This is a genomic window from Alcaligenes parafaecalis, assembly GCF_026344135.1.
In the GTDB taxonomy this organism is placed as follows: Bacteria; Pseudomonadota; Gammaproteobacteria; order Burkholderiales; family Burkholderiaceae_B; genus Alcaligenes; species Alcaligenes parafaecalis.
The window spans coordinates 99,271-111,887 of record NZ_JAPKNA010000005.1; the positions used below are offsets into that span (position 1 = coordinate 99,271).

At 57.2% G+C, this 12,617-nt stretch carries 11 protein-coding genes; 8 read left to right on the forward strand and 3 right to left on the reverse strand.

Annotated features, from left to right (window positions below; translation table 11 throughout):
* Positions 1-87 precede the first annotated feature (87 nt).
* The 5 genes from OSH09_RS15345 to OSH09_RS15365 all read left to right on the forward strand — a co-directional run bounded on the left by OSH09_RS15345 (position 88) and on the right by OSH09_RS15365 (position 6,851).
* Complete coding sequence (locus OSH09_RS15345) at positions 88-1,299, forward strand: CaiB/BaiF CoA transferase family protein (protein WP_266121481.1); 1,212 nt, start codon at positions 88-90, stop codon at positions 1,297-1,299.
* Positions 1,296-2,201 carry a hydroxymethylglutaryl-CoA lyase gene (locus tag OSH09_RS15350; protein ID WP_266121482.1) on the forward strand — a complete coding sequence of 302 codons (906 nt, stop codon included), beginning with the start codon at positions 1,296-1,298 and terminating at the stop codon, positions 2,199-2,201. Before OSH09_RS15345 ends, OSH09_RS15350 begins: the two co-directional genes overlap by 4 nt.
* The gene (leuC, locus tag OSH09_RS15355) at positions 2,198-3,610 is read left to right on the forward strand and encodes a 3-isopropylmalate dehydratase large subunit (RefSeq protein ID WP_266121483.1); all 1,413 of its coding nucleotides are present in this window, start codon (positions 2,198-2,200) and stop codon (positions 3,608-3,610) included. The genes OSH09_RS15350 and leuC overlap by 4 nt, the downstream gene beginning before the upstream one ends.
* The gene (gene leuD / locus OSH09_RS15360; protein ID WP_266121484.1) at positions 3,607-4,245 is read left to right on the forward strand and encodes a 3-isopropylmalate dehydratase small subunit; all 639 of its coding nucleotides are present in this window, start codon (positions 3,607-3,609) and stop codon (positions 4,243-4,245) included. Before leuC ends, leuD begins: the two co-directional genes overlap by 4 nt.
* Positions 4,246-4,724: 479 nt before the next feature.
* Positions 4,725-6,851 carry a TonB-dependent receptor gene (locus OSH09_RS15365; protein WP_266121485.1) on the forward strand — a complete coding sequence of 709 codons (2,127 nt, stop codon included), beginning with the start codon at positions 4,725-4,727 and terminating at the stop codon, positions 6,849-6,851.
* Between the two features lie 186 nt (positions 6,852-7,037).
* Here the strand turns inward: OSH09_RS15365 and rpoN are convergent, their stop codons facing one another.
* Complete coding sequence (gene rpoN / locus OSH09_RS15370; RefSeq protein WP_266121486.1) at positions 7,038-8,423, reverse strand: RNA polymerase factor sigma-54; 1,386 nt, start codon at positions 8,421-8,423, stop codon at positions 7,038-7,040.
* 16 nt (positions 8,424-8,439) lie between these two features.
* Here rpoN and OSH09_RS15375 point away from each other — a divergent pair, with 16 nt between their 5' ends.
* The 3 genes from OSH09_RS15375 to leuA all read left to right on the forward strand — a co-directional run bounded on the left by OSH09_RS15375 (position 8,440) and on the right by leuA (position 11,019).
* Positions 8,440-8,994, forward strand: coding sequence for a hypothetical protein (locus OSH09_RS15375; protein ID WP_207872835.1), 555 nt, complete (start codon positions 8,440-8,442; stop codon positions 8,992-8,994).
* 39 nt (positions 8,995-9,033) lie between these two features.
* Positions 9,034-9,186 carry a hypothetical protein gene (locus tag OSH09_RS15380; protein ID WP_153228734.1) on the forward strand — a complete coding sequence of 51 codons (153 nt, stop codon included), beginning with the start codon at positions 9,034-9,036 and terminating at the stop codon, positions 9,184-9,186.
* 138 nt (positions 9,187-9,324) lie between these two features.
* Positions 9,325-11,019, forward strand: a complete 1,695-nt coding sequence (gene leuA / locus OSH09_RS15385; RefSeq protein ID WP_266121579.1) for a 2-isopropylmalate synthase — start codon at positions 9,325-9,327, stop codon at positions 11,017-11,019.
* A gap of 237 nt (positions 11,020-11,256) precedes the next feature.
* On the opposite strand, the gene OSH09_RS15390 is transcribed toward leuA, so the two are convergent.
* Together OSH09_RS15390 and OSH09_RS15395 are read right to left on the reverse strand one after the other, a co-directional pair.
* Positions 11,257-12,021, reverse strand: coding sequence for a YwqG family protein (locus OSH09_RS15390; protein WP_266121487.1), 765 nt, complete (start codon positions 12,019-12,021; stop codon positions 11,257-11,259).
* Positions 12,022-12,236: 215 nt separating this feature from the next.
* Positions 12,237-12,557 carry a hypothetical protein gene (locus OSH09_RS15395; protein WP_207872833.1) on the reverse strand — a complete coding sequence of 107 codons (321 nt, stop codon included), beginning with the start codon at positions 12,555-12,557 and terminating at the stop codon, positions 12,237-12,239.
* Positions 12,558-12,617: the final 60 nt, after the last annotated feature.

Sequence of the window (12,617 nt, forward strand, 5' to 3'; positions counted from 1 at the left end):
CCACGTTTTTCACGATGGCAGCATAATATTTGATTGCTTTTCCACTTTCTTTTTCTATACCAGAATCAATAGCTGGAGGAAACAGAAATGGATAAGAACACATTTACCGAACCGCCCCTGAAAGGCATCAAAGTCCTGGAGCTCGGTTCATTAATTGCTGGCCCCTACGCCGGTAGCCTGCTGGCCCAATTCGGGGCTGACGTCATCAAGATCGAACCGCCAGGCAAGGGCGACCCCTTGCGCCGCTGGCGTCAACTGCACAAGGACACGTCCCTGTGGTGGCGTGTACAAAGCCGCAACAAGCGTTCGATTGCACTGGATCTGCGTCAGCCTGAAGGTCAGGAAATTGCCCGTGAGCTGGCCTTGCAAAGCGATATCGTCATTGAAAACTTCCGGCCCGGTGTGCTGGAACGCTGGGGCCTGGGCTGGGAAACGCTGCACGCCCTGAACCCGCGCCTGATCATGGTGCGCGTCTCCGGCTACGGGCAGGACGGTCCCTACCATCGCCGCCCCGGTTTTGCAGCCATCGCGGAATGTATGGGTGGACTGCGTTATGGCACCGGCTACCCGGATCGCCCACCTGTACGCGCAGGCGTCAGTCTGGGCGATACGCTGGCTTCACTGTACGGCACCATAGGCGCGCTGCTGGCCATGCACCATCTGCGTCAGGAAGGCGGACAGGGCCAGATGATTGATGTGGCTTTGTACGAATCTGTCTTTGCCATCATGGAAAGCCTGATTCCCGACTATCAACTGAACGGCCATCAGCGCGAACGCACCGGGGCCAGCCTGCCCGGTATCGCCCCCTCCAACACCTATCCCACCGGCGACGGCAAATGGGTGGTGATTGCCGCCAATAGCGACGCCATTTTCATACGTCTGATGCAGGCGATGGGCCGCCCCGATCTGGCCAGCGACCCGCGCTTGTCCGACAACGCCGGGCGCGTCGAGCACAGTGCCATGCTGGACCAGACGATTGGCGATTGGACCGGCGCACGTAGCCTGGACGACGTGCTCCATGCACTGGAACAGGCCGAGGTCCCCAGCGGCAGCATCTACACAGCAGCCGACATTCTTGATGACCCGCATTATCAGGCGCGCGGCATGCTGGAAAAACACACACTGGAAGACGGCCAGGAACTGACCATTCCCGGCATTGTGCCCAAGCTAAGCCGTAGTCCCGGGGCGACTCAATGGTTGGGGCCGGAATTGGGCGAACACACCGACAGCATCCTGCAGGAACTGGGCATGAGCCCGGAGCGCCGCCAAGCCCTGCGTGAACAAGGAATCGTGGAATGAGTACCGTACTGATCACCGACGTCACCTTGCGTGACGGCCTGCAAATCGTGCCTCGCTGGGTGCCTACCGCTGACAAGCTGCGCATTGCACAAGCACTGCCCCAATGCGGTGTACGCAAAATTGAGCTGACGTCCTTTACTTCGCCCAAAGCCATCCCATCCCTGGCAGATGCCGATGAACTGGCCAGCCTGACCACACGCGATTCGCAGGTTTGCTATACCGCTCTCGTACCCAATCTGCGGGGAGCACAGCGCGCCCTGGCTGCCAGAATGGACGAGCTGAACTTTGTGTTTTCCGCGTCTGAAGCCCATAACCAGGCCAATCTGCGCATGACGATTGCTCAATCCTTGATCCAGCTTGAACAGGTGATAGCCGCAGCGGGCAACACCCCGGTGAACGTGTCCCTCTCTACTGCCTTTGGCTGTCCCTTTACCGGTGCCGTTGCCCCCTCCCATGTCATTGAGCTGATGCAGGAAGTCCAACGCATGGGTGCCAGTTCCATCAGTCTGTGCGACACCACCGGCATGGGCTCACCCGCCGATGTGGAACGCCTGACCCAAGCCGCACTCAGCCTGTATGGCGAGCAGGGTGTCACCGGCCATTTCCACGACACCCGGGGGCTGGCACTGGCTAATGCCTGGGCTGCCTATCGCGAAGGTGGACGTCGTTTCGATGCCGCTTTGGCCGGTCTGGGTGGCTGCCCTTACGCCCCCGGTGCCAGCGGCAATGCCAGCCTGGAAGACATGGCCCATATGTTCCAGATCAGCGGTATCGAAACCGGCCTGGATCTGGAAGCGCTGCAACCCTTGGCCGAAGAAATTGCCGCTCTGACTCAAGAGCCTATTCAAAGTCGCCTGCACAAAGCCGGACCCGCTTACGCCCTGAAGGTGTGCCAGCCATGAGCCAAGCCCGTACTCTTTTTCAAAAGCTCTGGGATGCACACCGTGTAGCAGCGGTAGACGACGAGCATGATCTGATCTACATAGACCGTCAGTTGTTGTACGAAGTCACCAGTCCGCAAGCTTTCGAGAGCCTGCGTCTAGCCGGGCGTGTGGTGCGTCGTCCCAGCACCGCCCTGACCACGGTGGACCACAATGTGCCCACTCGCCGCCGCAATCAGCGTCTGGAAGACCCTTTGGCTCAGGCACAGATTGATCAAATGGAGATCAATAGCCGGGAGTTTGGGCTGCGCTACTTTGGACTGGATGACGAGCGCCAGGGCATCATCCACGTGATCGGACCCGAACAGGGCATGACGCTGCCCGGCTCCAGCATCGTCGCGGGGGATTCACACACCAGCACGCACGGTGCCTTTGCTGCCTTGGCTTTTGGTATCGGCACCTCCGAGGTCGAACACGTCATGGCGACCCAATGCCTGGCCGCAAAGCGCATGCGCACGCTGCAGGTCGATGTGCAGGGCGAGTTGCCCGCCACCAGCACAGCCAAAGATCTGATTTTGCAAATCATTGCCCGCATGGGTGCTGATGGCGGACGCGACTGCGCCATCGAATTCACAGGCTCCGCCATTCGCGCTTTGTCCATGGAAGGGCGCATGACCTTGTGCAATATGGCGATCGAGGCCGGGGCACGTATCGGCCTGGTCGCCGTGGACGACAAGACGCTGGACTATGTGCGAGGTCGCCCCCTAGCTCCCAAGGGCGCGGAATGGGACAAGGCAGAACGCTACTGGCGCACGCTAGTCAGCGACGAAGGCTGCCACTACGATCAACACTTGCTGATCGATGCTGCCCAAGTGGCTCCCACCGTAACTTGGGGAACATCGCCCGATATGGCGGCTGCCATCGACCAGCTTGTCCCTGATCCCCTCGCGGCTGCTACAGGCAAACAGGCGGACGCCCAGCGCGCACTGAGCTATATGGACCTGCAGGCGGGCCAGCCACTGGCAGGCATTCCTATCGACCGGGTGTTTATTGGCTCCTGTACCAATGCCCGTATTGAAGACTTGCGAAGCGCTGCCGCCATGATTAAAGGCAAGCATGTAGCCAGCACTGTGCTGCAAGCGCTGGTCGTTCCAGGCTCCGGTCTGGTAAGGCGTCAGGCCGAACAGGAAGGGCTGGACCAGATCTTCATGCAAGCCGGTTTTGAATGGCGCGAACCAGGCTGCTCCATGTGTCTGGGCATGAACGAGGATCGCTTGAATCCGGGTGAACGCTGCGCCTCTACCTCCAACCGTAACTTTGAAGGTCGGCAGGGCGCTTTGGGACGCACCCATTTGATGAGCCCGGCCATGGCTGCCGCCGCTGCAATTGCAGGTCATCTTGTCGATATCCGTAACTGGGACGCCGCATGAATACACCTTTTACTTCCGTACGTTCGCGCCTGATTGCACTGGACCGCGCCAATGTGGATACCGACGCAATCTTGCCCAAGCAATACATGACCTCGCTGTCACGTACCGGCTTTGGGCAATATGCCTTCGATAACTGGCGTTACGCGGATATTGGCTACCCTGGAAAGCCGCTGGAGGAACGTGAGCCGATCACGAGCTTTTGCCTGCATCAGCCGACCGCACAAGGAGCACGTATTCTGTTGGGTCGAGAGAACTTTGGCTGCGGTTCCAGTCGTGAACACGCCGTTTGGGCACTGAACGATCTAGGTATTTCTGTGCTGATCGCACCTTCATTTGCCGACATCTTCCGCAATAACTGCTTTAAAAACGGCATGTTGCCCATACAGCTCAACGCAGAGCAGATTGATAATTTATTCATTGCTGCCGCCCAAAACCCGTGGGATGAATGGACGGTGGATCTGGAAGCCTGCATGTTGATCGGCCCCGACCAGCACATCCGTTTCCAGGTGGAGCCGGAGCGTCGCCACCGCCTGTTGCTGGCGCTGGACGATATCAGCGTGACAGAACAGAAAATGGAGCAGATCCAGGCTTACGAGCTTCAACGCCGGGAACAGGAACCCTGGTTATTTAGCTAGGCGCGATAGGTAAAGGTGGGCAATTGCGGACGGGGACTTCTGTAGCTGCCTACCTCCCGCCCCAGCAGTCACAGTCACAGTCACAGTCACAGTCTCCAGGTATCGCAACACATCTCAAGCCTGTTCAGGCTACGAATAAAACAATTTCTTGAGCCACTCCCTTACGTGCCGGGAGCCGTCACCGCTCCTTTGCCTCCCCTTGCAAAGCAAACATCGCCTGTTTTGCCAAAACCACCCCATGGGACTGGCTCCCACCGATTTGCAAAACGCGCCCCGATTTCGCTTAAAAATCCCCCTGAAACCCCGGTTTCTGTCCGATTTCGGGGAAAAATAGCACGAATCGCCTCCTTATACCCCTAAGTTTTTTAGGGTCGTTTTTATATCACAAATGCGCCTAACTGCTTGAACCACCTACAAGCAAATGCTACAAATGAAACATTAATGAGAATCATTTTTATTGCTATTTAACTTACAGACTCATGCGCATTTCTTATCTTGTTGGCCTGAGCCTGCTCAGTGCAGGCAGCAGTTGGGCACAATCTTCCGATGCTCCCCCAGTTACGTCTTTGCCCACCATTGAAGTCAAAGCCAGCGAATACATTGATTTACCGCCTGCGTACGAGGGCAATCATGTCGCCACCGGCGGGAATCTGGGTTTGCTGGGCAACCGGGATGTCATGAACACTCCGTTCAGCACCATCAACTACACCAGCGATTACATCGAAGATTTGCAAGGTCAGGAACTGCGCATTCTGATCAGCAAGAACGACCCTTCTGTACAAACGCCGGGTGCGGGTGGAACAGGCGGCAAAGACACCATGTACATACGGGGCTTCCGTGCCGGTGACGTGTCTCTAAATGGTTTGCAAGGTTTGACCAGTGGCCGCCGAGTGATGGCCATCGCAGAGCGTTTAGAAATTCTCAAAGGCCCATCGGCTGTGTTGAATGGCATGAATGCCAGCAACGATGTAGGCGGCTCCATCAATCTGGTGTCCAAACGCGCCACGGATAATCCCATTACCAACGTCACCATGTCCTACATCCAGCCCTCCCAATTCGGGACGCATCTGGATCTGGGCCGTCGCTTTGGGGAATCCAATGAGCTGGGCCTGCGCTTGAATGGCGTGTTCAAGGACGGCGAGGGCGTGGTGGACCATCGGACCAACCGCGACAAGCTGATCTCCTTAGGGGCCGACTACCGCCTGGGCGCCGTCAAGTTGTCCGCCGATCTGTACCACCTGGAAGAGTACATTTCCGGCCTGAACCGGGGTGTGCGGCTGGCCAAGGGTCTGGACAAGAACCCGCTACCCACGCCGCCCAAAGGCAACGTCTTGCTGGGTGTACCGTGGGCCGCTGGCCTGACGCGAGAAACCACGGCGCTGGTACGTGCCGACTGGGCGGCCAACGACAAGCTGGCTGTCTACGGCTCTGCCGGTTACAGCAAATCCGAAATGAGCAACTACAACACCAAGGGCAGCACTTTGCTGAACGAGGCAGGTGACCTGAAACTGGCCGCCACCCGGCGCAACAATACGGGCTATAACCTGGCCGCCAACAGCGGTCTGTTCTACAACTTTGATACCGGCTCCGTGCACCACACCATCAGCGCCGGGGTGGACTGGAACCGCAAGAGCTCGCGTAGCGACAACACCTCCATCAAGGGCTGGTCCGAAACCATCAATATCTACGACCCGGACTACCCGGCGCGCCCTTATGTCCCGATGAATGGGCTAAGTGCGCCTAACGTCAGCTATTTATATAGTGCAGCCCTGGCCGACACGCTGTCCTTTGCGGACGGCAAGTATCAGCTCACTTTGGGCCTGCGCCAGCAATGGGTCAGCACCAGGGATAAAAGTGGCAAGAGCGATAACTACAGCAAGAATGCCCTGACACCCACCATTGCTGGTGTCTGGCAGTTGCGTGACGATTGGATGCTGTACGCCAACTACGCCGAAGGCCTGACCCAGGGCATGATTGTGGGCGACGACTACGCCAATGAAGGCCAGATCTTCGCACCACAAAAAACACGTCAATACGAAATCGGGATGAAGTACGACAGCGGGGATTACGCCCTGACGGCGGCCCTGTTCGATATCACCCAACCCAATAGCTATGAAAGCAATGAGCGCTTTAATGGCAAACCCAATTTGAGCTATGACGGCCGCCAGCGCAACCGGGGTGTGGAAGTGCAGGTATTTGGGCAGATCGCTGAAAACTGGCGTCTGACAGGCGGTATCGCCTACCTGGACCCCAAGATTCGCAAAGCCAGCAACCCGGATACGGAAGGACGCAATGCGGTGGGCCTGTCCCGCTGGGTCGCCAAGGCCGGGATTGAGTGGGATACGCCTTTTGTTCAAGGCCTGACCCTGAATGCCAATCTGCACACTCAATCCAAGCAATATGCAGACGCCAGCAATAGTTACTACATGCCAGGCGTGACCACGTACGACCTGGGCATGCGCTACAAGACCCGCTTTGCCGGTAAGGAAGTGACCTTGCGCGCCAGCCTGGAAAACGTGGGCAATAAAGCCTACTGGGTGGTGCCCTTGAGCAACGGCCAAGGCTCGCCGCGCACCTTCCTGGCCTCGGCCACCATGAAATTCTAAGTAGACCAGCGATACCTCTATCATCCAGTTCTCCGTCTGGCTGGCAGGGTCTAACTCCGCTTTTGCAGGGCCTGTTCATGCGTGTATGCAGGCCCTGTTTTTTTTATTGTTTTAAAGCTCTTGCCAGCCAAGACGGTGAGCCGCCGGGCCCACCAAACATCTTTGAGCTGCTATGACATGTAGTTCCTAAACCCCGGCTGCCGCCCGCATCTTGCGTTGTGATGCAGGTGCCAAGCCTTCCGCTTCCCGGTATTTAGCGACTGTGCGGCGTGCCAAGGTCAGGCCCTGAGCCTGCAAAAGATCGGTAATCTGCTGATCCGACAAGGGCTTGGTAGGCGACTCATCACGAATCATCTGGGTAATCTGCGCCCGCACCGAAGCGGCGGACATATCGGCCTTGCCATCGGAGCTAGCCAAGGCCACGGTAAAGAACTGTTTAAGCTCCATCACGCCATGCGGCGTCTGCATGTATTTCTGCCGTGTCGCGCGAGAAATCGTGGATTCATGCAGGTCCAGCTCCGCAGCCAGATCGGCCAGTTGCATCGGTTTCAGGGCCGACACACCTTGCGTGAAGAAATCCTGCTGCATCTGCACAATGGCCTGGGCCACCCGCAAAATCGTCACGAAGCGACTATTCACACTACGCAATAAGCCCGTGGCTTTTTGACGCTCGGCCAGCAAGGCGGGGTGCGTTTCAATCTCATAATCGTGCAGGTTCACCAACTGCAAGCGCGGTACCGCCAAAGGATTCAGGGCAGCCTGCCAACGATCCTTGCCACGAGTCAGCAGTACGTCCGGCACCACATAGGCCGAGACATTCTGCGTCCAGGCGCGCCCCGGCTTCGGGTCCAACTTCAATACCAGGTGATGAGCCCGCTCCACCAGCTCAGCCGAATACTGGCCCGCGCTGCGTTGGCGCAACTGGCTGGGCGAGGCCAGAATGCTGACATGTTCACGCACCAGATAACGGGCGCAATCCAGCAAGGACGGCTCCAACTGCTCCGCCTGCTGCTGCAACTGCAAGCTCAGGCATTCAGACAAATCCCGTGCACCCACCCCTGCGGGCTCCAGGGACTGCACCTGCGCCAGCGCACAGCGCAAATCACTTTCATCAACATCCAGTTCCTCGGGCAGGCAGGCCAGGACCTCATCCAAAGACACGGGCAGGTAGCCGTTATCGTCCAACTCATCGATCAATAATTGCGCCAAGGCCCGGTCACGGTCGCTCAAACGCAACAGTCCCAACTGCTCGCTTAAATAAGCGGCCAGGTCCTGGGCAATGGCTGATTCGGGGGTCCAGTCCGGGTCGTCCGAGTCACCCTGATGCTTGGGAAACTCCAGGCTCGCCCACGAGGATTCCGCCTCGCCCGAAGCGGCTTCGGGCAATGGCTCGGCGGCGACATCCGTCTGCACGTCCAGACGTTCCAGCAAGGGGTTATCCAGCAAAGCCTGAGCCAATTCCTGCTCCAGCTCGGCCCCCGATAGCTGCAACACTTTAATAGACTGTTGCAATTGCGGCGTCAAAACCAGCGTTTGCTGCTGGCGTAAATCTAGTGACTGACGCGTAAGCATAGGTACAATCGTTTCCATGAAAACTGACAACGCCCAGACACCCACCGCCAACGATAGTCAGGCTCTTCGCAGCACGCTGTTCAAGCTGTGCGCCACGGCCACTATTATCTGCACCGTAGTCACTATCGTGGTAGCCATTATCTGGTGGGACCTGCTCAACCGTCTCATCAGCTTTGGGCGTGGCCTGGATTACTCCGGCCTGCAGGCCTTGAGCATTCAAAACCTGGCACTGATCAAGCAATACAACCCGTTTTTCTGGTGGACGGTAGTGGGCGTCATAACCCTCATTATTGCCTATCTTTTGCATGGCTTCGTACAAGCGATCATGCGACGCAACCAGCAACGCATTATCGACGAGACAACCGTGGCCCAACTGGCCCGATCGCTCAGTCGTCCAGCCCGTGAAGTGATTTTATGGTCCTGGCCTGACCAGCGCAGTCCGTTGACTGTGGGCGATTTACAACGAGCCTATGGCGAATTGCGTGCGGGCCGCTTTGGCAAAATGGAACTGGCCGAGCAGCAAAGCCGCCTGTTACAAGCCGACTACGAACGCCACGAGCCACAGACCTAAGGCTTGCCTTCCTGTTTTTTTTATGTTTGACTAACGGTCATGACTCACGCACGCCAATCCTCCTACGCCTGCCAAGGTTTCAGCCCAGCCGCTGAAGCAGCCTTGTCGCGTTCCGTGCGTGAAGGCCGTTCTTCGGCCCCTGCCTCCAGCCTATCCCAACTGCTACTACTAGCGTCCGGTTGCCGGGCCTAGTGTCCTGTGGCAGTTCGGCAGCCAATACTCAGCCACATCTACGTCATTTGTGCCGCCACCGGCCTACGTAAATGCTGCAATCGCTGGTGACGGCAAGAAGTAATCAACACTTTTTGTCCGACAGGTATCCCCATGGCAATGCTGAAAAACCCCTCTCAAAAGTATCGTCCTTTTGTCGCCTTTGATCGCGACTTCGCTGAACGCACCTGGCCTTCCAAGCGCATCACCAAAGCGCCCATCTGGATGAGCACAGACTTGCGCGACGGCAACCAGTCCCTGATCGAGCCCATGAACGTGGCTCGCAAACTGCGCTTTTTCGAGCAACTCGTCAAAATCGGTTTCAAGGAAATCGAGGTCGGTTTCCCTTCCGCATCGCAGACCGACTTCGATTTCGTTCGCAAGCTGATTGAAGAAAACCGTATCCCTGAAGACGTCACCATCATCGTCCTGACGCAATCGCGTGAAGACCTGATCAAGCGCACGGCCGAAGCCGCTGCGGGTGCCAAGCGCGCCATCATTCACTTGTACAACGCATGTGCACCGGCCTTTCGCAAGATCGTCTTTAACTTGAGCAAAGACGAGATCAAGGAAATTGCCCTGACCGGTACTCGCCTGATCAAAAGCGAAGTGGCCAAGTACCCGCAAACCCAATGGGGCTACGAGTACTCGCCCGAAGTGTTCAGCACCACCGAGCCTGAATTTGCGCTGGATGTGTGTAACGCTGTGGTGAAAGCCTGGGCACCTGCCGCCGACGAGCGCGTCATCCTGAACTTGCCCGCGACCATTGAGGCCACCACGCCCAATATGTATGCCGACCAGATCGAGTGGATGCACAACAATCTGGACCAGCGCAGCAACGTGACCTTGAGCGTGCACCCGCACAACGACCGTGGCACTGCCGTGGCTGCTGCTGAACTGGCCGTGATGGCTGGTGCAGACCGTATCGAAGGCTGCTTGTTCGGTAGCGGCGAGCGCACCGGTAACGTCTGCCTGGTGACCTTGGCCTTGAACTTGTACACCCAGGGCGTGAACCCTGAGCTGGACTTCTCGGACATTGACGAAGTGCGTCGCACTGCCGAGTACTGCAACCAGTTGCCCGTTCACCCACGCCACCCTTACGCAGGTGATCTGGTCTTTACCGCCTTCTCCGGCTCCCATCAGGACGCCATCAAAAAAGGCTTGTCCCAGCAAAAAGCGGATGAGCTCTGGGAAGTGCCTTACTTGCCTATCGACCCGGCCGATCTGGGCCGCAGCTACGATGCAGTTATCCGCGTCAACAGCCAGTCGGGCAAGGGCGGGGTTTCCTACTTGCTGGAACAAGAACACGGTCTGGTCTTGCCACGCCGCATGCAAATCGAATTCAGCCGCGCCATTCAACGCGTGACCGACTCTTCCGGCAAGGAAGTGACGCCTGCCGACGTTTACGGTATTTTCGAGTCCGAATACCTGAACTGCAAAAAGCACTACAAGCTGCTCAAGCACAACATCATCAGCCAGCCTCACGCCGACAGCGGTCAGCAATTCACGATTGAAGTGGATGTGGAGCACGACGGCCAGGTTCGCACCTTGAAGGGTTCGGGCGAAGGCGCGATCTCTGCCTTTGTGAATGCCTTGGATCTGTCCATCAAGATCATGGACTACAACGAGCACGCCATTGGTTCCGGTGCCGAAACCCGCGCCGCTGCTTACGTGGAAATGCGTATCGGTGACAGCCCCTCGGGCTTTGGTGTGGGCATCCACGCCGACATCGTGACTTCCTCCTTCCTGGCGATCTTGAGCGCGGTTAACCGCCACACTATCGCCCAGCAAGAAGCTGAAACCACAACGGCTTAATACCGTCTTCATACCGCGACTTGGGTGGTGATCCCACCCAAGCGCCCGCCCGGCTCACACTAGCCGCGCCTGACCCGCTTTCGCAGCCCGACTTATCGTCGCTCTGCCCGCAACCCGCCCACAAGGCGGGTTTTTCGTGGATGCAGCACGGCGGCTCGTCTCAATAACGGGCAAACCCAGCAAAGAAACGAAACCGGCATCGACATAGGCACGAACATCCACCTTGGCTTGACTGCCTTAACCGCAATCTACTTGAATACGACTGAAGTCTTTGGCACGCAATTTATCGTCTTCGATAAAGGCCATGAGACGAGCACCATCCTGCCAGCACCAATGCAGTTTTTCGTGCGACTGCACGGTCAGCAAGGAGCGCCAGCGAGACTGGCTCGGATGCTCCGCCTGATTGGGCGTAGGGTCGTAGGCCAGACTGTCCCAGGAAGGGCGGCCCAACAGGTAGTCGCCAGACAGATCACCGTTTTCTTCCAGTTCGTCGAACCAATCGTAGAGTTCCTCAAACGGGACTGGCCAATCCTGACGCAGTTCCTCATGACGCGGAATGTCGATACAGTTCTCAAACTGCAGCGCCCAGCTACGCGTACTCCAGCGGTGAGGCGCCTGGATTTCCTGAAGATCGCTGATATCTGGCCAGTAGTAAGCCTTGAGATAGTCCTCATCACGCCAGAAAATGGCGTCATCTTCATCGAAACCGTAGAACAGCGACAGTAGACCGCTGCTTGGCAAATCGGCTGGGCGATCCGGCCCCTCCGGCAACTCCGCGAAGTTGATCTGGCCTACAAACAGATAGTGACCATCCGGATGCTCGGGCCAGGTAAAACCGGGAGGCACCATGGGCTGACCACCAAAACGGCTTTGCAAGGGCTGGCCCTTGTCTTTACCCAAATGGATCGCCACCGCTGGCTGCGCCAAATCCAGGAAATACTGTTTATGCGCTTGCAGCAATGGCGAGGCATCAAGGTGTTTTTCTACCGTTTTGAGGTCCATATTGCTTCGGGTAACAAGGTTGCAGACTATGCCGCTTCAGACCAAGTCTGAATCTGCTGGATTGTAATAAGCCCGTGAGGGCTGAGCCTATGCATTGTGTAACTGGGTTCAAATCTGAACCAGGCTGGGTCGACAGCTCCGCAGGCCCATCAGTATTCAAAAAGACATAAAAAAACCGGCTCCAAAGAGCCGGTTTTCTCTTGCCGTGAACCTGATCAGTACGTGACCGCCAGGCCCGGCAAGTCCACGGTGACCTGCATGGAACCCACCGCTTGCAAGCAATGGCGCGCGAACTCCTGGGCGCGCTCGTCGTCTTGCGACAGCAGCGTATAACCCAGGGCATCGGCCACGCCCATAATCTTGTCCAGCAACAGCACTTTGCCGCTGGCCCGCAAAGGCTCACAGCCCAGCTCTTGCCAGGTATTGTCGAACCAGTCGCGCGATTGCTTGCCGCTATTGGGATCGATGGTTTGTATTGGAGTGACCAGCTCTAGGTGCTGGCGAGGACTAAAGATCACAAGCACCATAGCGCTCATAGACGATCTCCGAAAAAAAATAGATCAACTTTGGAGCTTAAGCAAAGAAGGCCTGCCAAA

Excerpts from the sequence above, each read along its gene's own strand:
- OSH09_RS15345 (WP_266121481.1), top strand. The coding sequence starts at position 88 with ATGGATAAGAACACATTTACCGAACCGCCCCTGAAAGGCATCAAAGTC.
- OSH09_RS15350 (WP_266121482.1), top strand. The coding sequence starts at position 1,296 with ATGAGTACCGTACTGATCACCGACGTCACCTTGCGTGACGGCCTGCAA.
- leuC (WP_266121483.1), top strand. The coding sequence starts at position 2,198 with ATGAGCCAAGCCCGTACTCTTTTTCAAAAGCTCTGGGATGCACACCGT.
- leuD (WP_266121484.1), top strand. The coding sequence starts at position 3,607 with ATGAATACACCTTTTACTTCCGTACGTTCGCGCCTGATTGCACTGGAC.
- OSH09_RS15365 (WP_266121485.1), top strand. The coding sequence starts at position 4,725 with ATGCGCATTTCTTATCTTGTTGGCCTGAGCCTGCTCAGTGCAGGCAGC.
- rpoN (WP_266121486.1), bottom strand. The coding sequence starts at position 8,423 with ATGCTTACGCGTCAGTCACTAGATTTACGCCAGCAGCAAACGCTGGTT.
- OSH09_RS15375 (WP_207872835.1), top strand. The coding sequence starts at position 8,440 with ATGAAAACTGACAACGCCCAGACACCCACCGCCAACGATAGTCAGGCT.
- OSH09_RS15380 (WP_153228734.1), top strand. The coding sequence starts at position 9,034 with ATGACTCACGCACGCCAATCCTCCTACGCCTGCCAAGGTTTCAGCCCA.
- leuA (WP_266121579.1), top strand. The coding sequence starts at position 9,325 with ATGCTGAAAAACCCCTCTCAAAAGTATCGTCCTTTTGTCGCCTTTGAT.
- OSH09_RS15390 (WP_266121487.1), bottom strand. The coding sequence starts at position 12,021 with ATGGACCTCAAAACGGTAGAAAAACACCTTGATGCCTCGCCATTGCTG.
- OSH09_RS15395 (WP_207872833.1), bottom strand. The coding sequence starts at position 12,557 with ATGAGCGCTATGGTGCTTGTGATCTTTAGTCCTCGCCAGCACCTAGAG.